Genomic DNA, 20,899 nt, shown 5'->3' on the forward strand with positions numbered 1-20,899 from the left:
GCTCGGTTTATAGCCCCAAGTTTAGGTCTCCAGCGCGGTAGCGGGAGCCTGGGATGGCGTCAATTAGCTGACGGGTGTATTCGGTTTCTGGGTGTGCAAAAACCTGCGCCGTGGGCCCGGATTCCACTTGTGTGCCGTGGGAGAGCACGGAGACGGTATCGGAAATCTGGTTGACTACCGCGAGGTCGTGAGAGATGAAGATATAGGTAAGCTCCAATTCGCGCTGCAGCTCATCGAGCAGGCGCAGGATCTGTGCCTGTACGGTGACGTCGAGCGCAGAAACGGCCTCATCGAGCACCACAAGATCGGGTTCAATGATCATGGCGCGGGCGATAGCCACGCGCTGGCGCTGGCCGCCGGAGAGCTCACGAGGACGGCGGGCTGCCATGGAAGAATCCAAGGCCACCAAATCAAGAAACTCCTGTGCTTTCGCTCGGGCTTCGCGTTTCGAGGCCCCAGTAAAGTTGCGCACCGGCTCAGCGATGGTATCGCCGATACTCAATCGTGGATCGAGCGAGCCAAAGGGATTTTGGTAGACCATCTGGATAGAACGGCGCAGCTCCCGGCGGCGCTTGCCGCGGGCGGTGCTGATATCTTCCCCCGCCAAGCGAATACTTCCCGAGGTAGGCGTGCTCAACAGAGATATGGCACGGCCGGTAGTTGTCTTTCCGGAACCGGACTCCCCCACCAAGGCATGGGTAGTGCCCCGGGCTACGGAAAAGTTGATGTCACCTACCGCGGTGAAATCTCCGAAGCGCTGGGTGAGCCCCTCGACTTCGAGTAACGTCTCCTGCTGGGCGGGCGTACTATTCCACACCGGAGATGCGGTCTGGGAGGAAGTAGGGGCGGTGAGCGAGGGGGCGTCGGCAAGCAGGCGCTTGGAGTAGGCATGCTGGGGATCGGTGAGGACACGGGCGGCTACGCCCGACTCGCGGACGGCGCCCTTTTCCATCACCACAATATTATTGGCGCGGTCACCCGCCACGGCCAGATCATGGGTAATAAAAAGGATGCCCATGGTGAGCTCTTCGCGCATTTCATCAAGGAGATCCAGGATGATTTTCTGCACGGTGACATCCAGCGCGGAAGTAGGCTCATCGGCGATGATGAGCTCTGGCTCCAGTGCCACAGCGGCAGCGATGAGCACGCGTTGCTTCATGCCGCCGGAAAGCTCATGCGGGTACTGATCATAACGGCGCTGTGGATCATCAATGCCCACGCGCTCCAGCAACTCCAGAGCACGCTTCTTCCGGGACTCCTTATCGCCCTGCCGGTGGATGGCCATGCCCTCTTCCACCGAGGCTCCGATGGTCTTGAGCGGGTTGAGCGAGTTATTGGGATCTTGCGGAATCAACCCAATGCGGCGGCCGCGCAGGGTGCGCCACTGCTTTTGGGAGAAATGGGTGACATCGTGGCCGTCGAAAGTAATGGTGCCGGAGACAATCGAGGCATTGTCTGGCAGCAGGCCAATGGCGGCCATGGCGGAGGTGGACTTGCCGGAGCCGGACTCGCCCACGATGGCGGTCATTTCCCCGGGGTTCACTTCGAGCTCAATGCCGCTGACCGCTTCCATCTCACCTTGGGCGGTGCGGTACGTAATGGATAAATCACTAATGCTAAGCAGGGACATTAGGCCGCCTTTCGCAGTGTCTGGCTGAGGTGGTTGGCCGCGAGGACCACGGCGACGATAACGATGCCGGGGGCGATGGTCAGCCAGCCGGCGGTGGCAATATAGTCGCGTGATTCAGAAATGAGCAGGCCCCATTCCGGTGTTGGGGGCGGAGCGCCATAGCCCAGGAAGCCTAGGGTGGCTAGCTGCAATATGGCCAGGCCAAATTGCAGTGCTGCTACAGCAAAGACCGCGGTGAGTGAATTGGGAAGAATATGGCGCACGAGCACCTGGAAGGCAGAGCCGCCGGAGCCGTAGGCGGCCTCGACGAAATCGGAGCCTGCCACACTGAGCACCTGGGAGCGCGCGAGGCGCGCAAAGGTTGCCACGGAGGTAATGCCCACGGCGATGGCAGCATTAAAGATGCCGTGTCCGAGCACGATGATGACGGACAGGGAAAGCAAGAGGCCAGGAATAGACAACAGCACATCCACGATGCGCATGATGACGGCATCTACCCAGCCACGGCGCACTCCGGCGACAATTCCCAAGACGGTGCCAACGATCAGGCCGAAAAGTACCGCCAATAGCGCGCCGAGTAGGGATTGGCGCGCGCCATAGACCACGCGGGCATAGAGATCACGGCCTACGGCATCGGTGCCGAACCAATGTTGGAAACTGGGCTGCAGCAGCGCTGTGGTGTCACCGCCCTGGTTAGGATCCTGGGAGGTAAACAGTTGGGGGAACAGTGCGCAGAGCACCGCCAGGCCCAGCACAATAAGCGAGATGATGGTGCCCGGGGTGAGCTTCAGGCGTGTGGATTTAAGCTTCATGCTTGGACCTTCTTCTCGTTCTTTGCGGGAGTATTGGCGGTGGTGATGGTGCTGCGTGCGCTATCGTGGTTGACCTCGCGCAGGCGCACGTCAAGCACTGGGTAGAGCAGGTCCACAATGAGATTGATAAGAACAAAGACAGCCGCGGCCAGCACCACGATGGCGAGCAATACGGAGGTATCGCGGTTAGCCACCGCATCCACGGTCAGCGCGCCAATGCCGTGGCGGGCAAAGACCGCTTCCGTCACCACGGAGCCGCCAACGAGCTCACCAAAGGTAAGGCCGGCCATGGTCAGCGCCGGCAGCAACGCATTACGCAGGACATTGCGCCACAGCAACCAGGCACCGCTAGCACCCTTGGCTCGCACTACCTGCACGAAGGACATATCCATTACCTCATCGATGGAGCGCAGGAGCACCTGTGCCAGCGGTGCGGCCACGAAGATGGCCAAGGTAATCACCGGCAGGATAAGGCTTTGGGCATCGCTCGCGCCGATAACCGGCACCCATCCCAAACCAAAGGAAAATATCTGGATCAAAATGATGCCGATCCAGAAGGTGGGCAGGGAAACCATCACGGACGGCAGGCTACGGAAGAAGCTACGGAGCCAGGAAAATGGACCAAAGGTGGAGGCGATGGCCATGAGGAAGGCTAGGGCCACTCCTAGGAGGAAGGCAAGGATAGCCAGCGCCAGTGTGGAAGGAAGGGCATCCGCTAGCATCTCCGATACGGCGGTGCCGGTGGCGACGGAAAAGCCGAAATCACCGGTGAGGAATCCACCGAGCGCGCTGAAGTAGCGGCTCAAGATCGGTTCATCGGCACCATAAACCTCACGGATAGCGGCCAATTGCTCGGCGTTGAGCCCCAGGGTGGGGTTGTCATAGCGGGTCGCCACGGCGTCGCCAGGCAGCGCCGCCAAAAGGATGAAAGAAAGGGTGAAGGTAGCCCAGATTACGAGCACGGCTTGACCGATGCGTAGGGCAATCGATTTCAGGCTCATGGATTACTCCTCCCCTTCTGCGGTGTTGATGTCTACCGCATAAAACGATGGGCGGCCGATGGCCTCGGTACTAAAGCCTTCGATATAAGGCTGGAAACCATAGACCTGCGGCTCTTCAAACATGGGCAGGATATAGGCCTGTTCGGAAAGGTAGTCCTGCATGCGGCCGGTCATAGCTAGGCGGTCTTTTTCGTTGCTGAGGTCGAAGTAGTCTTCCACCAGTTTCTGCAGCTTCTTATCGCCGAAGCTATCGGTCTTTTCGTCATAGTTGAGGAAAGAATTGCGGCCCGTGCCATCTAGCCACGTGGCCAAGGTATCCACATTGGCACGGCCGGTCATGGTGTGGCGTACCTGCACGGTGTCTTGGTCCTTCATGGCCTTCTGCTGCGCGGAGCGGTCGCCTGGGTTGAGGTTGGCCTCGATGCCGACGTTCTTGAGCATCTCTTGGGCCTTGGTGAACATCTCCTTAGAGCGCGGCTGCGGGACTGCCTCATTGAAGGTCACGGACAGGCGCTTGCCGTCTTTCTCGCGGATGCCATCTTCTCCTTCGCGCCAACCGGCTGCATCGAGCAAGCGCTTAGATTCCTCTGGATCGAAGGCATAATTCGCTGCTTGATCCTTATAGCCAATAGCCGTCTTGGCCAGGATCGATGTGCCTTTGGGATAGGAGTCAGAAAAGAGGGTGTTCAGAATATTATCGCGGTCGATGGCGTGAATAATGGCCTGACGCACGCGTTTATCCGCTAAGAGTGGGTGGCGGAAGTGGAAGTGGAAGCTATTATTCACGCCACGGGTAGGCGCGGCGAAAATCTCCAGGTTTTGATCCTTGAGGTGCTTTTCATCGGGAGCTTCGATCTGGCGAGCTATATCGGACTGTCCGGCCACAAGCGAGCCCACGCGCACGGAATCTTCGGCTGCGAGAACAATATTGATGCCCTCAATATCGGCCGGCCCTTGGTGGTCCTTGCGGGCCGGTGGCGCCCAGTCATAGTCCTCGCGCTTTTTGAGCACCAGCTTTGTCCCCAGCTCTTCTTCCTCGATGACGAAGGGGCCAGAACCAGAAATCGCGGTGGCATTGCCCGGTGCGAAGCCGGTGTCATCTAAATCCAGCGTGGCATTAGAAAGCAGCCCTTGGTTCATCACGGAGGTGGACTGTGGGAAGCCTGGAAAGGGCTCACTGAAGTAGAACTTCACCGTGTAATCATCAATAACCTCGGATTTTTCATAGTTGGGAAGCTGCTCCGAGGGCGTGAGCATGCGGTCCTCATCGCCTAGGGCGTAGAGGTCATAGTTCTTTTTCACGTTCGCGGCATCGAGGCGGGAGCCATCAGAATAGGTCACACCCTTGCGAATCTTGAAGGTGAACTCGGTGTTGTCCTTGTTTGCTTTAGGCATCTCCTCCGCAATCCACGGGTGCAGCTCGAGGGTTTCCGGATCCTGCCACAGCAGGCGGTCCGTGATGTTATTGAGCACGCCACCGTTGGGGTAATAGCCGCCGGAGGGGGGATAGAGGTTATTGAACATATTGGGCTCGACGTAGGTGACCATGCCATCTTCCGCGGCATGGGAAGTAGAGGCGCAGGAGGTTAGCGAGAGAGCTAGCGCACCGCTGGCCAGGACCGCGGCCACTGGTCTCAGGAGCCGAGAAAGTTGCTTCATAAAAGCTCGAGTTCCTTTAATTCTTAAGTAGTACTCGCCCATTAGAGCATATCCACACCCACAATTACAAGACTGGACGGTCTACCCTATTACCTGCCATAACAGGGGAAAAGAAAGTTTTGTATAGACTGATCAGTCTATTTAAATACCACCGCCGGGTTCGATGCTCCTGGAAGGGTCTGGATGTGGCACGATAGGTAGTATGTCTACTCCAGCAATCGCAATCGTCGGCATGGGCCCACGCGGCATTTCCATCTTGGAACGCCTCTCCGCCCGCATGGACGATTCCAGCGACCCCATAACCGTCCACCTCATCGATGATGCCCAACATGGTGCCGGCCGCATCTGGGAAACGGACCAAACCAAGACCCTGTGCATGAATACTCGCGCCGGCGCTGTCACCCTTTTCACCGAGCCCGACTCCACTGTGGACGCCCCCGTGCTCGAGGGGCCCATCCAATACGAGTGGATTCAGCTGCTGCGCGGCGATGGCGAAAATGTCTCCGCCGCCAAGCGTGAGCTTTTTGAGCAGCATCCTCCGGCCGCACATATTGCGCAGGACTACCGCGAAGAACTTGCCGCTACCCGCCCCGAATCCAACCCCTCGCGCGCGCTGTATGGCGAGTACCTGCGCTGGGTCTATGACGTGGTCATTGCTCGCCTACCTAAGAGCATTTCCACCGTGAACCACTTCAGCCGTTTGGAAACCATCAGCGAGGATGGCCACGTAGACGTGCTCCGCTTGGCCGATGGCTCCGAGGTGCGCACCGATGCCACCGTGCTGGCCTATGGCTGGATGGTTCCGGAGTACAACGAGCAGGAAAAGCAGCTGGCGGCTTCCGGCCTGAACTGGATCGCTCCCGATAGCCCAGTGGAGCAGGACTACGCCGCCATCCCCGGCGGTGAAGACGTGCTGGTACGCGGGCTGGGCATGGGCTTTTATGACATCATGGCGCTGACCACCATCGAGCGCGGCGGCACCTTCGTGGAGGATTCTTCCACACGTTCCGGCCTGCGCTATGAGCCCTGCGGCGACGAGCCCAACTTCATCATTTCCTCCGGCCGCGGCTATCCCTACCACCCCAAGTCCGAATACGGTGAGCTGCCGCCTACCATGCCACGCCGCCGTCTGAAGAATGTCATTGCGGAGCTCAACGGCACCCATGACATCGACTTTGACGCCCAGGTTTGGCCCGCTATCGCCCGCGATAGCTACGAAGCCTATATCACCACTTTGGAGCGCGTGCGCCCGGATTCCTTGCTGCGCCCGCGCGCTGACATTCTCGAGGTCATCGATGCCACCGCCCCGGATGAGCTAGGCGCGGCTATTGCGCCCATGGTTACCGAGCCGTGGGACATGAACGATCTCATGTACCAAATTGCCGGGTTTACCGGGGACATAGATGAGCTCACCGAGCATATTGCCCAGTCCATGGAAAGCGATATCCGGGAGGCCTCCGCCGGCCACGACTCCCCCATCAAGGCCGCGCTATGGTCGCTATCGCAATCGCGCAAGCCCGCCTCCATCCTTGGCGCGGAGGGCCGCTATACCCGCGAGTCCCGCACCGGCCGCTATGCCCAAGTAATGTCCTTTGGCCAGATGATAGGTTCCGGCCCGCCGCTCTTCCGCGTGCGCCAGCTGCTCGCGCTTGTTGACGCCGGCTTGGCCCACTTCCTAGGCGATCACCCCACCCTGGCCATCGAGGCAGATCACTTCACCCTAACCTCCGGCCCACGCTCGGCTTCTGCACCCACGCTTGTCGACGCCTTTATGCACCGCCCCGATATCCGCACCGCCGGCGATTCCATGACCCGCTGCCTGGTAGATTCCGGCCGCGTTCGCCCCTTCCCCGATCACGGACAACCCACCGGTTCGCCGGAAACCGATGGGACGACCCGCCGCACCGTTCACCCGAACGGCGAGCTGGATGCGCGCCTGCACATTGTGGGCATCCCCACCTATTCCCAGTGGCCGGATACCACTATTTCTCCGATGCCGGGAACCGACCCACTCATGTTGCAGGAAACCGATAAAACCGCCGGTTCCCTCCTCGCCGTGGTGCGCTCCTAAGCCACCACCGCGCTAAGGGCTCGGTCCCGGTCCTGGCCCCGGTCCCGCGGCCTATAGCGCGTCGAGGGCCTGCTTCAAGTCCGCGAGCAGGTCATCGATATCTTCGATTCCGATTGAGATGCGCACCATATCATCTGGCGGCACCAGCTCGGATCCTTCCGCGGATACGTGCGTCATATTCTTCGGGTGCTCGATGAGCGATTCCACCCCACCCAGCGATTCCGCTAGACAGATAAGCCGCGTATTGAGGCAGATCTGCTTGGCATGCTCCGCGCTATGAAAGCGCACGGACATCATGCCGCCAAATCCGCGCATCTGCTGTGCTGCCAACTTATGCCCTGGGTGATCTTTCAGCCCTGGGTACAGCACCTGCTTTACCTCGGGGCGGCCCTGCAGGAACTCTGCCACCTTTTGCGCATTGGCGCAGTGGCGGTCCATCCGCACCGAAAGGGTCTTGATTCCGCGGGCCGTAAGGTAGGCGTCGAAAGGCGAGCTCACCGCACCCACATTGCCTTGGAAGTAGAGCAGGCGCTCGTCCACGTGGGCGTCATTAGTAACCACCGCACCGCCCAGTACATCGGAATGCCCACCCAGGTACTTGGTGGTCGAGTGCAACACATGGTCTGCACCGAGCTCCAATGGGTTCTGCAGATAAGGCGTAGCAAAAGTATTGTCCACTAGGACCTGCGCGTTGCCCTTAATCTTGGCCACCGCGGCGATATCGGTGATATTCAACGCCGGATTGGTGGGCGTTTCCAGCCAGATGAGCCTGGTATTGTCCTGGACCGCCGCGGCTACTGCGGCGGTATCGCTGGTATTAACGATGGACATCTCCACGCCCCACTCAGTGAAATCATTCAGTAGCCGGTAGGAACCACCATAGGCATCATTACCCAAAATGACGTGATCCCCTGGGCGCACCAAGATCCGAATCAGCGTATCGGCGGCGGCCATGCCGGAAGAGAACACGCGGGCATACTCAGCGCACTCTAGCGCCGCTAGAGTGCGTTCGAGCGAGCGCACGGTGGGGTTTGCCACGCGTCCGTATTCGAACCCGCCGCGCAGCTGCGCTAAGCCATCTTGCGCAAACGTGGTTGACGCATAGATCGGCACATTGATAGAGCCCATGTGCGGGTCTGGGTGGTAGCCGCCATGGATGGAACGGGACGTAAAGCCTTGAGCGAGGTTCTGCGTGCTGCGTTCTGTCATAGCAACACAGTCTAGACCAAGCTGTTCACTTGCTAAGGAAAGATAGGTATTTATTTTCACCCACCTAGCCACCCACCACTCATCGCGTTTTCAGTCTCGGCCTTTACAATGGGCGCGGTTCCCATTGTCCACGACTAAGAAAGAATGATGAATACGCAATTCTTAGCCTCAGCCGCTTCCACCAAGGACTCGGCCGTCGAGTCCGTCTCTAGTTTTTGGAATGACGAGAAGGTGCAAAGCTGGCTTATCGAGCGCCCAATTCGCATCGCCGTTATCCTTATCCTGGCCGTCATTGCCCACTGGCTCCTCCACCGCATTATCAACAAGGTGGCCGAAAACAGCATCAAATCTTCCGGGCTGGATAAGCAGCGTTTCCGCGGAAAATTCAAGGGTCGAGCCAACCGCCCCGAACCGACCCAGCAAGAAGAGGCCATGCGCCATACCCGCGAAACCCGGCGCGCCTCCCGCATTAAGACGCTAGCCGGAGTTGCCCGTTCCGCCGCCGCTATTTTCGTGTGGGTATGGGCCGTTATTGCCATCTTGGATGAGCTAGACGTTAACGTGGCACCGCTTATCGCCTCTGCCGGAGTTATCGGCGTCGCCCTTGGTTTTGGCGCCCAGGCGCTGGTGAAGGATTTCCTTTCCGGCATCTTCATGCTCATTGAGGATCAATACGGCATTGGCGACGTGGTTGACCTTGGCAACGGCGTCTTTGGCGATGTCGAGTCCATCTCCTTACGCATCACCACGGTCCGCGATATCGACGGTGCTCTGTGGTACGTGCGCAATGGCGAAATCCTCCAGGTAGCTAACCACTCCGATGAGTACTCCGTTGCCCGCATCCAGATTCCTGTGGGCCTTTCTAATGACCCAGAGCTCGCCGGCGAGGTCATCGAGGACGCAGTGAAGGAAGCCGCGCAGGACGATAAGGTACGCAAGCTCATCCTCAGCACGCCTCGTGTGGATGGCATGTCCGGTTTCGAACCGGATTATGTTTCCTTCCGCGTGTCTACAAAGACCCTGCCGGGCAAGCAGTGGGACGTCCAGCGTTTCTTGCAATCCCGCGTGCTCAATGTCATGCACACTAAAGGCATTACTACCCCCTACCCGCACGGCATCGGCATTCCCGATCCCCGCAAGGAAGAAGAAGAGTAAATGGATTCTGTTTATGAGGCTATTGGCGGCATGGAGACCTTTCAGCGCCTCGTCCACGGCTTTTATTCCCAGGTCAAAGAGGACAATGTCATCGGTCCGATGTACCCCGATAATGACTGGGAAGGTGCCGAGCAGCGCCTCACTTGGTTCTTGGCGCAGTATTGGGGTGGCCCGCAGCTCTTCTCTGAAAACCGCGGCCATCCGCGCCTTCGCATGCGCCACGCCCCCTACCCCATCGATATAACCGCGCATGACCGGTGGCTAGAGCTAATGGGTAACTCCCTCGCGGAAATCGACGAGGAAACCATCCCACCGGCCTACCGCGAAATGATCTGGGATCATATGCAGCGCGTGGCCGCCATGATGATCAACAAGGCACCATAATCGCACCGTCTTGCCCCACCCAAGAGACAAAGCCCGGCTCCCGCTATTTAGCGAGGAACCGGGCTTGTGGTTTATCTAGCCCACACTATGGGGACCTGATGCTTAGTCTTCCCAGTCAAAGGCCTTACGTACAGGCTCGGAGACCAAACGGCCACCACGAGTCATTACGCCACCCTCTAGGCCCGGGAAGCGCTTGATGGCGGCATCCAGGCTGTCATTGGCCACCGCGCGAATGTAGGGCAGAGTTGCGGAGGACAAGGCACGGGTGGAGGTATTGGCCACCGCACCCGGCATATTCGCCACGCAGTAGAACAAGGTGTCATGGACCTGGAAGGTTGGGTCATCGTGGGAGGTCTTCTTGGAGTTCTCGAAGCAACCACCCTGGTCGATGGCGACGTCCACGAGGACGGCACCCTTCTTCATCTTCTTTACGGTCTCCTCACGCACCAGCTTTGGTGCAGCGGCGCCTGGGATGAGTACCGCGCCAATGACGAGGTCAGCTTCCTGCAGTTCCTTATCGATGGTGGCCGGATCCGAAATCAAGGTGCGCACGCTGCCGGCGTACTGGTCATCGAAGCGCTGCAAAACGTGCGGATCAAGGTCCAGTACGGTGACCTCGGCACGCAGACCGTGGGCCATGGCAACGGCGGACGCACCAACCTGGCCACCGCCGATCACGACGACGCGTGCTGGCTGGGTACCTGGAACACCAGAAACCAGCAGACCGCGGCCGCCCTGCGTGGACAGCAGGTGGTGGGTGCCCTCGATTGCGGCAAGGCGGCCTGCCACCTGGGACATCGGGGTAAGAAGTGGCAAGGTACCGTGGCAGTCAGTAACCGTCTCATATGCAATGGCCGTGGTATTGGCGTCAACAAGCGCCTCAGTCAAAGGGCGGTCCGCGGCAAGGTGCAGGTAGGTAAAGACGGTAAGGTCCGGACGCAGGTACTGGTACTCAGACTCGAGCGGCTCCTTGACCTTCAGCAGCAGTTCCGCCTGTGCCCAAGTATCCTCCGCGGTGCCAACGATGCTGGCACCGGCGGCCTCGTACTCGGAATCCGGGAAGGATGCGCCTTCACCAGCACCGGTCTCAATGAGGACCTCATGGCCGTCGTGAACGAGGGTCTGCGCGCCGCCCGGGGTAAGAGCCACGCGATTCTCGTTATTCATGATTTCTTTAGGCACGACAATACGCATTACACAATCTCCTTGCGGGTGGAGTAAATTACATCGACCACGTAAGGGTAACGCAGGACACGTTTGCGTGCGGCACTATGTTCATGAATTCACAAAGCGGGGGGTAGCAACGCAGCAAGCCATCTTGTAAATGTGCAGTTCAAAAGAGTAATGACCCCACTTGGCCAGAGTCCCCCTCCCCCTAAGACGGACCGCTTTTCGGACAAAATCTCCAAAGCAGGGCGCGTGCGCGCCGATTCTGTTGAACAGAACCGCTACGTGGCAGGCCGGTTTTTCGCGAGCGAGCGAAGTTAGAACAGCGACAAGCGGGTGGAACGGTAGATGCTGCCAAAGGGGGCGTCGAGGCGCACCCACCTGCCTAGCTGAGCCACCCGCAGGTGCCTCGGCACATCCATCGGTGCGGAAAAACCAGGGATCAAACCCAAATTGGTGCAGGCAAAAATCATGCGCATAGGGATTTCCACCGTGGCACCTTCCCCCTCGACCGTGACAACGGTCTGATTCAGCAAGCTGGATGGCGGGCCCATGGGGCCAGAAAATTGCCGGGTCAGTTGTTGACCCTTATCGGAGAGCTCGCGCACCACGGTAACCGGCAAGGTATCGACCACGCTGTAGCCAGTGGCCGGCGGAAGCGCTCCCGGCCACGACGCATCGCGGGCAGGTCCCAAATCTAGCGTTCCGCTCGATTCTTGCTCCTTGAGCAGCTCGGCCAGGGTAGCCGCAGAAACCACTGCCCCGTCGCGGGAAACGACGCCCTGCACGCGGCGGGAGGCAACCACCTCGAAAGGTGTGGTGACAAAGACATCGACGACGTCGTCAGTCAGCTGGCGTAGCCGCACCGAAGCACCCGAATCCAAGCCAACCGCGCGCGTGACAAGGGCCCGAAGGCCAGGTCCACCGCTTCCAATTTCTAGAGTCTCGGTGACCATGCCTTCGGGCCCTGCCTTTCTCATCTTCGCTCCGTTCCGCGGTTAATTGGCCGCGGTATTTTGCAGAATATCCTTTTCCTGTTCCGTCAGCGGACGAGGAGTCTGCTGCTGACGATCAATGACTACCTGCACGCACTCCACGGTTGCCGCGACTTCACCCTGGTCATCCTTGACCTGCTGGGTAGTGGTAAACGAGGTGGTACCAATCTGCGAAATGGTAGTTTCTACCTCCACCGTAGTGGTGTCCTTAAACTCCATCGGGCGAAGGAAGTCCACATCGAGGTGGCGCACGAACGCAATGAAGTCAAGGCCTTTGGAATAGATATGTTCCTTCGCAAAGGCCAAGCGCGCTTCCTGGGCGAGCTCGATGTAGTTTGCATTCATCATGTGGCCGTACATATCAAAATCCGACCAGCGGGTTTGAATACGATACGTGTGCACACTTGGGGTTGCCATCATTCTCCTCAGTAAAGGCTTCAGCTACTTAGCGGGTCAGCTTGCGGTGGGTCACGCGAGAAGGACGGGCTGCCTCTTCACCAAGGCGGTCGACCTTATTCTTCTCATAATCGCCGAAGTTACCCTCAAACCAGAACCACTGACCTTCTTCCACATTGCCTTCCCAGGCCAAGATGTGGGTACAGGTGCGGTCTAAGAACCAGCGGTCGTGGGAAATGACCACGGCACAGCCCGGGAACTTCTCGAGCGCGTTTTCCAGCGAGCCGAGGGTTTCCACATCCAAGTCGTTGGTCGGCTCGTCAAGGAGGATCAGGTTACCGCCCTCTTTCAGGGTCAGCGCCAAGTTCAAACGGTTGCGCTCACCACCGGAGAGCACCTTGGACGGCTTTTGCTGATCCGGGCCCTTGAAGCCGAAGGCCGATAGGTAGGCACGCGAAGGCATCTCGTTTTGGCCCACGTGAATATAATCCAGGCCACCGGAGACGACCTCCCAGACGGTTGCCTCGGGGTCAATATTCTCACGGTTTTGGTCCACGTAGGACAGCTTGACGGTATCGCCCACCTCGACGGAACCGGCGTCCGGCTGCTCCAGGCCAACGATGGTCTTAAACAGGGTGGTCTTACCCACGCCGTTCGGGCCGATAACGCCCACGATGCCGTTGCGCGGCAAGGTGAAAGAGAGGTCCTTAATCAAGGTGCGGCCATCAAAGCCCTTCTGCAGGTCCTTGACCTCCACGACCTTATTACCCAAGCGCGGCGGGGTAGGAATCTGGATCTCTTCGAAGTCGAGCTTCTTGTACTTCTCGGCTTCTGCAGCCATCTCCTCGTAGCGCTCCAGACGGGCCTTGTTCTTGGCCTGGCGAGCCTTCGCACCGGAGCGTACCCACTCCAGCTCGTCCTTCAAGCGCTTGCGCAGCTTCGCGTCCTTCTTGCCGGCAACCTCCAGACGCTCCTGCTTCTTATCCAGGTAGGTGGAGTAGTTACCCTCGTATGGGTAGAGCTTGCCGCGGTCAACCTCACAAATCCAGCCCGCGACGTGGTCGAGGAAGTAGCGGTCGTGGGTCACGGCCAAGACAGCGCCCGGATAATCAGCCAAGTGCTTTTCCAGCCACTGCACAGACTCGGCGTCCAAGTGGTTCGTAGGCTCATCGAGCAACAACAAGTCCGGCTCGGTAAGCAGGAGCTTAGCCAGCGCTACGCGACGGCGCTCACCACCAGAAAGGTTGGTCACCGGGGCATCGGAAGGCGGGCAGCGCAAAGCTTCCATTGCCTGCTCGATCTTGGAGTCAACCTCCCATGCATCGGCGGCATCGAGCTCTTCTTGCAGCTTGCCCATTTCTTCCATGAGCTCATCGCTGTAGTTGGTGGCCATCTCTTCGGCGATCTGCTCGAAGCGCTGCTTCTTTTCAAAGATTTCGCCCAAGCCCTCTTCGACGTTGCCGCGCACGGTCTTCTCGTCGTTGAGCGGCGGCTCCTGCTGCAGGATACCCACGGTGGCGCCTGGATCTAGGAAGGCCTCGCCATTGGAAGGCTGGTCCAAGCCGGCCATAATCTTCAAAATGGAGGACTTACCGGCACCATTGGGGCCGACCACACCAATCTTGGCACCTGGGTAGAACGCCATTGTTACATCGTCAAGGATGACCTTATCGCCAATTGCCTTGCGCACGTTTTTCATCGTGTAGATGAATTCGCCCACTTTTACCCCTTTGCAAAAATTTGGGAGACGTATTTATCTACACAAACACTACATCAGAACCACCGCTCGAGTGCCTCGGGTCAGGTACGCCCGAGGCGATCAAGCCAGGGAGGAAACGCTTAAGCGTTCACTGGGGCGGATTCTGCCTCGGCAGCCTCCTCTTCCACTTCGGCGTCGAAGGCATCTTCTTCCCCACCGCGTGCAGCTGCGGCTCGTTCGGCAAGGTAGCGGTCCGCTGCGGTATCGGCAGCGGTGTCTCCCTGCCCCGCCTGCTGCGACGGCAGGCTGTGGTCCACGTCTGGTTCGATAGCATTGTCCCCCAGCTCTGGGACCGCGATATTTTCCTGGTTGTACTGCGGGACGAGGCGCTTTGTACCGATAACGTGACGGTTCAAGTCCAGGCCCACGTACTGCGCCTTAATATACGTGCGGAAATGATCGGCACCCTGGTCATCACGCCATTGTTCGGTAACGAGAGACCCCACGATGACTAGAGGCATGCCTTTTGCCAGGGATTTGCGCACGTTGATGGCGAATTGATTCCACATCTCGACGTCGATATAAAGATGATCCACGTCACGCCACTGCGGCGCCTTGGTGTTGTGCCCTTCCGTATTGTCCATACCGGCATCGGCTTGGCGGTCCGGAATCCGGCGCGAGGAGGCGACGCGCAGCTTGGCTTTATAGGCCCCAGTGGAGGTTTTGGTCAAGATTGGGTCGCGAGTAAGGCGACCGGTCAAGGTAATTGGGTATTGGGACATGGTGCTAGAAAATCCTTTGCTGGATAGTTGGGTTGGCGAGTGTGGTTTTCCTCGCTCGTTTGCACATCCTGATGCCCGCGCACAAGCCACACCATGCCGGCGACCCCAACCCTGTGAATAACTTGTTGTATCCGTCAACGAAGGACAGAGTTTGGGGAGATTTTTAAACGGTTATCCACAGGCTAGCGCCCGCGGAAGCTCGATTCATCGCCGTGTCCCATATCCTGCAGCATCGCGTTATAGCGTTCCAATTCGGCATCATCGTCCGCATCCGCCTGCATATCATGGCGGCGGGCGGTAGCACGGTCATCGCCCAGCCAATCCAGGAAGAGCTTGCCAAAGACGATGACCAGCGGGAACTGGCCAAAGCCCCACGCAATGCCGCCGCCCACGCGTTGATCTTGGAGCAGATCCTGATCCCACGGCAGGTCCAAATACTGATAGAAGTCGGCACCCAGCACGCTTTGCAGCTGCATGAGATATACACCAGCAAAAAGGTGGAACGGCATGGAAAGGAATAGCACGGCCAAGCGGAATGGGGTAGATCGACGATTGGGAAGCGGGTCCGGCCCGATGATTTCCCAAAAGTAGAAGCAGCCAGAAACGATGAACGCAAAGTTCATAATGAGGTGGCCTGCGTGTTCCGAGATGGCAAATTGATACAGGCTCGGGAACAAATACAACACGTACAGGAAAAATAGGTACTGCACGAGATTGACAAACGGATTGGTAATAAACGCGACGACCTTAGATTGGGTGGCCGCCAGCGCATAGTCATGCAGGCTCGGCTGACCCTTTGGCCCAGGCTCAAAGGCCTCCATAAGCAGGGTCAGTGGCGCACCAAGGACGAGCAGAAGCGGTACCGCCATCGACAAAATCATATGTACCAACATGTGCATCGAGTACATCGCTGGCATATAAAGTCCCAGGCCGGTAGACATCACGAGGGTCATACCCAACGCGCCGCTCATAAACCATGCAGTACGTCCCTTATTCCACGTCAGGCCACGCTTATGCACGCGGTAGACGCAGTAGCCATACGCCGCGGCCAAGAGCAGGCCAATGGTGCCGAACATGATGTCAAAGCGGAACATGGTCCACACATTGAGCACCGTGGGCTTTTCAAAGAGCTCATAGCCCATCAAAATCTGCATCGAGTTGAGGTTCGGATCGCGCGGCGCTGGGGGCACGGTGCGCCCCAGCGTAATGGCCACGCCAATGGTGCCGGCCATAACCGCTACTTCCACAATGGCGATACGGATAAAAAGGCGCGGATCCTTGCCCAGCTGCGGGATGGTGAGCTCGCGGTGAGCAAGGCCGAAGATTCCCAGCAAAATCGTGAGTACGAACTTAGTGATCAAGATGATGCCGTAGGCAGAATCCACCAAATCGGAGATATTCATGCGGATGAGGGTGTTGATCAAGCCCGATACTGCCAGCACCACAATGGCCATGAAGGCAATGCCAGAGTAACGCTTTACCGCAAAGGCGAGATTGGGGCCAAGGCGCCGCCCATGGGCGATTAGCGCCATGAGCCCGCCTACCCACAGCATGACAAAGACCAAGTGCCACAGGAGCGAATTGGTGCCATAGTCGTGGTCACCACCAGCCGCGGAATGGCCTTCCATGCCGATGGGCACAACCTGCAAGATGGACAAGAAAAGCAGCACCGGCTGCATCGACCAGCCGCGACCGCACAGGCCAAGAACGCCCACGACAAGGGCGATGAGTACGGAGATTCCCCACACAATGGTGGTAGAAATTTCCGTCAACGCCATCTTCATAGTGGAAGGTTCAAATACCTGAAAAAATGGCGCTCCGGTGAGATCGGACATAATGAGCGGAATTTCCACTAGCCCCACGGCCGCCACACCAAAGGAAGCCCAGGTACCTGTGCGCGTGGCGATGTGGCCATCGACGGACAAGGGGGCGTCGATAAGCGCAGCGTTGTCTCCACGCGGAGCAATGAGGAACGACGAGGCGAGGAACGAGCCGATGGACAAAGCCATGAGTATCCAAGCCAAGCCGCGAAAGAGCGGCAGGCCAAAGGTGGTAATGCGGCCGGGGTCCGGAATTCCCAGGGCCGCTAGGGAATCGGCGAGGAGAAACAGGGAAATGAAACCAGCGATCAAGCCGGCAATAAGCATCGCTGCGACATAAATTCCCCAGGAAGAACGAGGTTTCTTCCCCGCCTTATTTACACTGTTAACCTGCTCATTTGCCATAGTGCGCATTGTATAGCGCAACCTAGTTCCCCACCTAACACACATTTTGTCTTTACATGTGCCATGATGGAGCTTATGGACACCCGTCAACTTCTTTATTTTCGCGCCGTTGTAGACAATGGCTCTTTCACGCACGCTGCCGAGTCCCTCGACATGACCCAGCCGTCCCTGAGCCTTTCCATACGAAAGCTAGAAAAGGAACTTAATGCCCAGCTCCTTTCGCGCGGGCGCTCCGGCGTCTCCACCACGGAGGCCGGCGATTATGTCTATGAAACGGCCGTCAAGGTTGACGCTTTACTGAACGAAACCCAGCGCCATATCAGCGAAATCACCGGCGACAAGGCCAGCACCGTTTCCCTCGCCTCCGCCCCCATTTTGAACTGGGAATTTACCCCTTCCGCCCTGGCCGAACTGAAGCGGATTTACCCCACTGCCACTATCTCGCTGGACGACGCCGCGCCGGCCACCGCCATCAAACGCCTGCTGGATGGCCAGGTAGACCTAGCGCTTTTGCCGACATCCGACCCGAAAGCCTTCCTCCGCCGCTACGCCCACGAGCTCACCATCCACCAGGTGGCCACGTTTGATTACTCCGTCGCCCTACCCCAACGCCTTGCAGGGCTTGAGTCTCCCGTCTCGCTCGCGGACCTGCGCGGCGAAACCTGGCTCATTCCGCCGCGCAGCCGCGAGCTTCCTGAGCTAGCAGAATTCTATAGCGACCTGTGGAATAGCCGCCCTGGCCTCAAGCCAGAAAGGACCCAGGAGGTAGCCAGCCTCAATAGCGCCATTCCCATGGTCTCCAGTGGCCTAGGCGTAAGTATCGTGCCCAATTGCGCACCTGCTGTGCAGCCACAGGGCATTATCAACCGCCCAATTTCCGATGAGCTGCCGCACTACTACGCCATCGTGGCCTACCGCACGGATCGCGAGCTGACCGCTGCCGCCCAAGACTTGGTGGACATCCTGCGCGCCCCGCAGCGCACCCTGGCTTAGGTTTCCCCGCCGTCGTGGGCTACTATAAGTGGGTCATAAGCCCCCATAGCTCAGTGGATTAGAGCAGTGGGTTTCTACCCCATGTGTCGCGGGTTCGAATCCTGCTGGGGGCACCGTGTGAAGCCTTGAGGCGCCGAGTTTCTCGCCGCTTCAAGGCTTTTTGTTTACGCTAGGTCTCACCATGCCCCACCCCGGAAAGGAATAACCATGTCACTTCCCGCCCCCTCCCGCACCTCCTATGCCCTCGTCACGGGAGCCAGCCAAGGCATTGGCAAAGCCATGGCACAGGATTTCGCTGCCCTGGGTTATAACGTCATCCTCGTGGCCCGCCGCCGCGAGTTACTGGAGTCCATCGCTACGGAGCTCGAGCAGCGCCACAATATTGACGCCATCGCCCTACCGGCGGATCTCGCCGTGGCTGACGACGTCGCCCGCGTAACCGACACCATCGCCACCCACGAGGTGTCGATCCTGGTTAATTCCGCCGGCATCGCCAGCTTCGGCCCCTTCATGGACCAGGACTGGTCCTATGAGACAACCCAGTTTGAGCTGAACGGCACTGCCGTCCACCGTCTTACGCGGGCTGCCTTGGAGCGGATGCTGCCGCGCCGCAGCGGCGCCATTTGCAATGTCGGCTCTGCCGCGGGCAATATCCCCATCCCCAATAACGCCACTTATGTCTTCACCAAGGCCGGCGTTAATGCGTTTACAGAGGCCCTGCACTACGAGCTGAAGGGCACCGGGGTCTCTTGCACCCTGCTTGCCCCCGGCCCCGTGCGCGAGGCCACCATCGCCGAAGAAGACCAATCAATCGTGGACAAGGTAGTTCCAGATTTTTTGTGGACCACCTATGAGTCTTGCTCCCAAGAAACAATTGCAGCGATGCGCCGCAACCAGCGCCGCGTGGTGCCAGGGCCCTTGTCGAAGGCTATGAATACCCTCAGCCAAGTGCTGCCCACCCCGGTAATTGCACCGCTGGTGGGCAGCTTCTACGCCAAGATGGGCTAAGCCCCGGCGTCTTCTAGATCCTTGTTTTTGAGCACGCTGTCCTCGCCGCGTGCTCGCTTGCGCTCTACCCAGAAGTCTGCATTCTTGATTCCCAAGGCCTCCGGGTCGAACTGCGGATCTTTGCCAGCCTTCTTCTGCTTCTCATAGTCTTTGAGTGCCTTGATGGCAGGAACCTGGAGGAAGAGGATGGCAATGATATTAAGCCATGCCGTCGTGCCAACGCCGATATCACCGAGCGCCCACGCCGCCCCCGGACTGGTGGTAGCACCGACGATGACGGAGACAATAATCAGCGCGCGCAGCACCCAAATCAGGCCACGGCGGACAGCGCGGGAGCGTACCCACCGGTTGAAATAGGTCAGGTTAACCTCGGACATGTAGTAGTACGCTAGGACCGTCGTAAAGGCGAAAAAGGCAATGGAGACCGCGATGAAGGTGGGTCCCCATCCTGCAAAGACGCTATCGAGACCGGACTGCACGTAGCCAGGCCCCACCTCAACGCCTTCTGGCAGCGAACCGTGGTAGACCACTTCACCATCCTCGGAGCTACCGCGGAAGACGGTGTACATATCCGTAGAAATGATCATGAACGCGGTAGCCGAACAGACAAAGAGCGTATCGACGTAGACCGCAAAGGACTGCACGAAGCCCTGCTTAGCTGGGTGGGAAACCTCAGCGGCTGCAGCGGACTGCGGACCGGTGCCTTGACCGGCTTCATTGGAGTAGATGCCGCGCTTTACACCCCACATGATGGCCGCGCCGAGCATGCCGGAGAAGCCGGCTTCCATATTGAAAGCAGATTTGAAGATAAGCCCGAAGACCTCTGGAATCTGCGAGAAGTTCATGCACATGACCACCACAGAAATCACAATGTAGATAACCGCCATAAATGGCACGACGATGGTGGCGAAGTTCGCAATACGCTTAACACCACCGATAATGATGATGGCCAAAATGCCCGCCAGGACAACGGCCGCCCAGGTAGAGTTCACACCCCACGCGGTATCGGCCGCAGCAGCTACCGCGTTGGCCTGAATTGCGGGAAGGAAGTAGCTGGTTGCCAGGATCATAGCGACGGCAAAGACGATTCCGTAGACCACCATGAAGGGTGCGGCTTTAGTGTGCTTGTAGGCCTTCTCGATGTAGTACGCAGGCCCTCCGCGGTATTCGCCGGTGTCTTGGTCCTTTTCCTTGTAGATCTGGGCCAACGTACATTCGATAAACGAGGTGGACGAGCCGAGTAGCGCTACGGCCCACATCCAGAACACGGCACCAGGTCCACCGAAGGCAATGGCCGTGGCCACGCCGGCGATATTACCCACACCCACGCGGCCAGATAACGAAACCATCAAGGACTGGAAGGAAGAAACGCCGTCTGCGGATTTTTCTCCGTTGACGATCTGCTTGAGCATGTCCGGAATGCAGCGCACCTGCAAAACGCGTGTCACCACGGTGAAATAAATACCCGCGCCGAGGCATAAAAACACCAAGACGGGGGACCAAATTACGGTATTGAGGGCATCGAGGAAGTTTGCCATCTGGTCTCTCCTAAGTCTGTCGCACCTCCCGAATGAAGAGCGATAACCCAGAGTATGCCCTAACTCACACTAGTATATGAGGCAAATCACCAATTATTTTTATGCAGGATGGAAACACACTCGCGGGAAGGCCGCCCTCCCCAGTGGCAATCACCCCTCCAGAACAACCCCGCCC

At 58.4% G+C, this 20,899-nt stretch carries 17 protein-coding genes and 1 tRNA gene; 6 read left to right on the forward strand and 12 right to left on the reverse strand.

Features of this window, described 5'->3' with window-relative positions:
• Positions 1-7 precede the first annotated feature (7 nt).
• From WMQ00_RS05495 to WMQ00_RS05510, 4 genes are read right to left on the reverse strand one after another with little or no spacing between them, the layout of a single operon-like run.
• Positions 8-1,630 (reverse strand): ABC transporter ATP-binding protein, encoded by a 1,623-nt coding sequence (locus WMQ00_RS05495; protein WP_340440754.1) that lies wholly within the window; start codon positions 1,628-1,630, stop codon positions 8-10.
• Entirely contained in the window at positions 1,630-2,442 is an 813-nt protein-coding gene (locus tag WMQ00_RS05500) for an ABC transporter permease (RefSeq protein ID WP_317001744.1), read from the reverse strand. Before WMQ00_RS05500 ends, WMQ00_RS05495 begins: the two co-directional genes overlap by 1 nt.
• A complete protein-coding gene (locus tag WMQ00_RS05505; RefSeq protein ID WP_340440755.1) occupies positions 2,439-3,443 on the reverse strand; it encodes an ABC transporter permease in 1,005 nt (334 codons plus the stop codon). The genes WMQ00_RS05500 and WMQ00_RS05505 overlap by 4 nt, the downstream gene beginning before the upstream one ends.
• 3 nt (positions 3,444-3,446) lie before the next feature.
• On the reverse strand, positions 3,447-5,102 hold the full coding sequence (locus WMQ00_RS05510; protein WP_340440756.1) for a TIGR04028 family ABC transporter substrate-binding protein: 1,656 nt from the start codon (positions 5,100-5,102) through the stop codon (positions 3,447-3,449).
• A gap of 202 nt (positions 5,103-5,304) precedes the next feature.
• Between WMQ00_RS05510 and WMQ00_RS05515 the strand changes: the two genes are divergently transcribed.
• Complete coding sequence (locus tag WMQ00_RS05515) at positions 5,305-7,173, forward strand: FAD/NAD(P)-binding protein (RefSeq protein ID WP_340440757.1); 1,869 nt, start codon at positions 5,305-5,307, stop codon at positions 7,171-7,173.
• A gap of 51 nt (positions 7,174-7,224) precedes the next feature.
• On the opposite strand, the gene WMQ00_RS05520 is transcribed toward WMQ00_RS05515, so the two are convergent.
• On the reverse strand, positions 7,225-8,382 hold the full coding sequence (locus WMQ00_RS05520) for a cystathionine gamma-synthase (protein ID WP_340440758.1): 1,158 nt from the start codon (positions 8,380-8,382) through the stop codon (positions 7,225-7,227).
• Between the two features lie 144 nt (positions 8,383-8,526).
• On the opposite strand from WMQ00_RS05520, the gene WMQ00_RS05525 reads away from it, so the two are divergent.
• Positions 8,527-9,537 carry a mechanosensitive ion channel family protein gene (locus tag WMQ00_RS05525; protein ID WP_200288713.1) on the forward strand — a complete coding sequence of 337 codons (1,011 nt, stop codon included), beginning with the start codon at positions 8,527-8,529 and terminating at the stop codon, positions 9,535-9,537.
• The gene (locus WMQ00_RS05530; RefSeq protein WP_248099439.1) at positions 9,538-9,921 is read left to right on the forward strand and encodes a globin; all 384 of its coding nucleotides are present in this window, start codon (positions 9,538-9,540) and stop codon (positions 9,919-9,921) included.
• A gap of 102 nt (positions 9,922-10,023) precedes the next feature.
• Here WMQ00_RS05530 and ald read toward each other — a convergent pair whose 3' ends face one another.
• From ald to WMQ00_RS05560, 6 genes are all read right to left on the reverse strand, one after another.
• Positions 10,024-11,115 (reverse strand): alanine dehydrogenase, encoded by a 1,092-nt coding sequence (gene ald, locus WMQ00_RS05535; RefSeq protein WP_340440759.1) that lies wholly within the window; start codon positions 11,113-11,115, stop codon positions 10,024-10,026.
• A gap of 290 nt (positions 11,116-11,405) precedes the next feature.
• On the reverse strand, positions 11,406-12,044 hold the full coding sequence (locus WMQ00_RS05540) for a hypothetical protein (protein ID WP_200289015.1): 639 nt from the start codon (positions 12,042-12,044) through the stop codon (positions 11,406-11,408).
• 42 nt (positions 12,045-12,086) lie between these two features.
• Entirely contained in the window at positions 12,087-12,503 is a 417-nt protein-coding gene (locus WMQ00_RS05545; protein ID WP_034660154.1) for an acyl-CoA thioesterase, read from the reverse strand.
• A 25-nt stretch (positions 12,504-12,528) separates the two neighbouring features.
• Positions 12,529-14,199 (reverse strand): energy-dependent translational throttle protein EttA, encoded by a 1,671-nt coding sequence (gene ettA, locus WMQ00_RS05550; RefSeq protein WP_023020893.1) that lies wholly within the window; start codon positions 14,197-14,199, stop codon positions 12,529-12,531.
• A gap of 119 nt (positions 14,200-14,318) precedes the next feature.
• Positions 14,319-14,960, reverse strand: a complete 642-nt coding sequence (locus WMQ00_RS05555) for a single-stranded DNA-binding protein (RefSeq protein WP_023020892.1) — start codon at positions 14,958-14,960, stop codon at positions 14,319-14,321.
• Positions 14,961-15,142: 182 nt separating this feature from the next.
• Positions 15,143-17,194, reverse strand: coding sequence for a cytochrome c oxidase assembly protein (locus WMQ00_RS05560; protein WP_200288709.1), 2,052 nt, complete (start codon positions 17,192-17,194; stop codon positions 15,143-15,145).
• Between the two features lie 66 nt (positions 17,195-17,260).
• On the opposite strand from WMQ00_RS05560, the gene WMQ00_RS05565 reads away from it, so the two are divergent.
• From WMQ00_RS05565 to cmrA, 3 genes are all read left to right on the forward strand, one after another.
• Positions 17,261-18,178 (forward strand): LysR family transcriptional regulator, encoded by a 918-nt coding sequence (locus tag WMQ00_RS05565; protein ID WP_023020890.1) that lies wholly within the window; start codon positions 17,261-17,263, stop codon positions 18,176-18,178.
• Positions 18,179-18,217: 39 nt separating this feature from the next.
• Positions 18,218-18,291, forward strand: a tRNA-Arg gene (locus WMQ00_RS05570).
• Positions 18,292-18,385: 94 nt separating this feature from the next.
• A complete protein-coding gene (gene cmrA / locus WMQ00_RS05575; protein ID WP_200288708.1) occupies positions 18,386-19,186 on the forward strand; it encodes a mycolate reductase in 801 nt (266 codons plus the stop codon).
• Here cmrA and WMQ00_RS05580 read toward each other — a convergent pair.
• Positions 19,183-20,724 carry an alanine/glycine:cation symporter family protein gene (locus WMQ00_RS05580; RefSeq protein ID WP_200288707.1) on the reverse strand — a complete coding sequence of 514 codons (1,542 nt, stop codon included), beginning with the start codon at positions 20,722-20,724 and terminating at the stop codon, positions 19,183-19,185. The two genes, cmrA and WMQ00_RS05580, sit on opposite strands and share 4 nt — an antisense overlap.
• Between the last annotated feature and the right edge of the window lie 175 nt (positions 20,725-20,899).

This window comes from Corynebacterium sp. KPL2825, assembly GCF_037908445.1.
Classification (GTDB): Bacteria; Actinomycetota; Actinomycetes; order Mycobacteriales; family Mycobacteriaceae; genus Corynebacterium; species Corynebacterium kefirresidentii.

Bases quoted from the DNA above. Each gene is read 5' to 3' on its own strand.
- WMQ00_RS05495 (WP_340440754.1), bottom strand. From the start codon at position 1,630: ATGTCCCTGCTTAGCATTAGTGATTTATCCATTACGTACCGCACCGCC.
- WMQ00_RS05500 (WP_317001744.1), bottom strand. From the start codon at position 2,442: ATGAAGCTTAAATCCACACGCCTGAAGCTCACCCCGGGCACCATCATC.
- WMQ00_RS05505 (WP_340440755.1), bottom strand. From the start codon at position 3,443: ATGAGCCTGAAATCGATTGCCCTACGCATCGGTCAAGCCGTGCTCGTA.
- WMQ00_RS05510 (WP_340440756.1), bottom strand. From the start codon at position 5,102: ATGAAGCAACTTTCTCGGCTCCTGAGACCAGTGGCCGCGGTCCTGGCC.
- WMQ00_RS05515 (WP_340440757.1), top strand. From the start codon at position 5,305: ATGTCTACTCCAGCAATCGCAATCGTCGGCATGGGCCCACGCGGCATT.
- WMQ00_RS05520 (WP_340440758.1), bottom strand. From the start codon at position 8,382: ATGACAGAACGCAGCACGCAGAACCTCGCTCAAGGCTTTACGTCCCGT.
- WMQ00_RS05525 (WP_200288713.1), top strand. From the start codon at position 8,527: ATGATGAATACGCAATTCTTAGCCTCAGCCGCTTCCACCAAGGACTCG.
- WMQ00_RS05530 (WP_248099439.1), top strand. From the start codon at position 9,538: ATGGATTCTGTTTATGAGGCTATTGGCGGCATGGAGACCTTTCAGCGC.
- ald (WP_340440759.1), bottom strand. From the start codon at position 11,115: ATGCGTATTGTCGTGCCTAAAGAAATCATGAATAACGAGAATCGCGTG.
- WMQ00_RS05540 (WP_200289015.1), bottom strand. From the start codon at position 12,044: ATGGTCACCGAGACTCTAGAAATTGGAAGCGGTGGACCTGGCCTTCGG.
- WMQ00_RS05545 (WP_034660154.1), bottom strand. From the start codon at position 12,503: ATGATGGCAACCCCAAGTGTGCACACGTATCGTATTCAAACCCGCTGG.
- WMQ00_RS05555 (WP_023020892.1), bottom strand. From the start codon at position 14,960: ATGTCCCAATACCCAATTACCTTGACCGGTCGCCTTACTCGCGACCCA.
- WMQ00_RS05560 (WP_200288709.1), bottom strand. From the start codon at position 17,194: ATGCGCACTATGGCAAATGAGCAGGTTAACAGTGTAAATAAGGCGGGG.
- WMQ00_RS05565 (WP_023020890.1), top strand. From the start codon at position 17,261: ATGGACACCCGTCAACTTCTTTATTTTCGCGCCGTTGTAGACAATGGC.
- cmrA (WP_200288708.1), top strand. From the start codon at position 18,386: ATGTCACTTCCCGCCCCCTCCCGCACCTCCTATGCCCTCGTCACGGGA.
- WMQ00_RS05580 (WP_200288707.1), bottom strand. From the start codon at position 20,724: ATGGCAAACTTCCTCGATGCCCTCAATACCGTAATTTGGTCCCCCGTC.